This is a genomic window from Peribacillus sp. P4_C12, from assembly GCF_056402095.1.
Genome location: NZ_JBFUIB010000967.1, coordinates 1 through 923, shown reverse-complemented (window position 1 = coordinate 923; position 923 = coordinate 1). Strand labels below are relative to the sequence as shown.

Annotated in this window: 2 protein-coding genes; both read left to right on the top strand. The window is 34.5% G+C overall.

Going from position 1 to position 923, the window contains the following annotated elements; all coding sequences use genetic code 11:
• A partial coding sequence (locus AC1DUW_RS30615; RefSeq protein ID WP_477644420.1) for an IS3 family transposase occupies window positions 1–118 on the top strand: 118 nt, incomplete at its 5' end.
• A gap of 399 nt (window positions 119–517) precedes the next feature.
• Window positions 518–923, top strand: a 406-nt coding sequence (locus tag AC1DUW_RS30610; protein WP_477644419.1) for a TolB family protein, incomplete at its 3' end; no start/stop codon positions are given.

Below are 923 nucleotides of genomic sequence, written 5' to 3'. Positions count from 1 at the left end.
GCATTTCAAACAAGAATTAGAGGAATATATCCATTACTACAATCATCAACGAATCAAGGTAAAATTAAAAGGCATGAGCCCGGTAGATTACCGGATTCATGCCCTCAAGGCTGCCTAATTAAATAAAGTGTCTAACTTTTTGGGTTCACTTCACATTGCGGAGTGGCTCTCTTTTTACTTTTTCTGAATGCCGTCCCTTTCCATCTGGATCTGGCTTAATACCCAATGATAACAAGTGTCGCTTTTTTGTCTTGTAATTGATTCGTTATTGGGATGTGTACAAAGAGTACTATGAAATCTATATATATTAACTAATTCAATTATAGTGATTTGTTGAGAAGTATTTTATCTTGTAATGGTGATTATATAATTACCATTTGATCCTGTTAAATTGAATGGTACTTTAGGTCGGGGCAATGATCGCAAGAGTAGTAGTTTTATTTTTAAATATAAGGTAAAATATGGTATAATAATTACAGATTTTTCATTATATTAAAAATATAAGGAGTTGCAAACGATGATTTCATTTCCTAAGCCTGATGTTGAGCAGTTTTTGCGAACTTTTTCTATTGGTGATTTTGCACTTAGTCCAGATGAAAAGCAGCTGGTTTTTAGTACGAATTTGAGTGGTAAGTATAATTTATGGGGGATGAATCTGCCAAACACCTTCCCTTATCCGCTCACATTTGTGGATCAAAGCTGCCAAGGTCTTTTATATGAAGATACTCGTAATTTTATGCCGATGTTATCGGAAGACAGCAATAAACTTTATTACACTTCATCGAAAGGAAATCCGTCCTATTTGAATGCCTATTGTTTAGAGTTAGAATCAGGGCGTGAAACAAAGGTTCTAGAAGGAAAGGATGCAGCAACGTATTTATATGGCTTAAGCCCAGATGAAGAAACCTTACTATACTATAAAC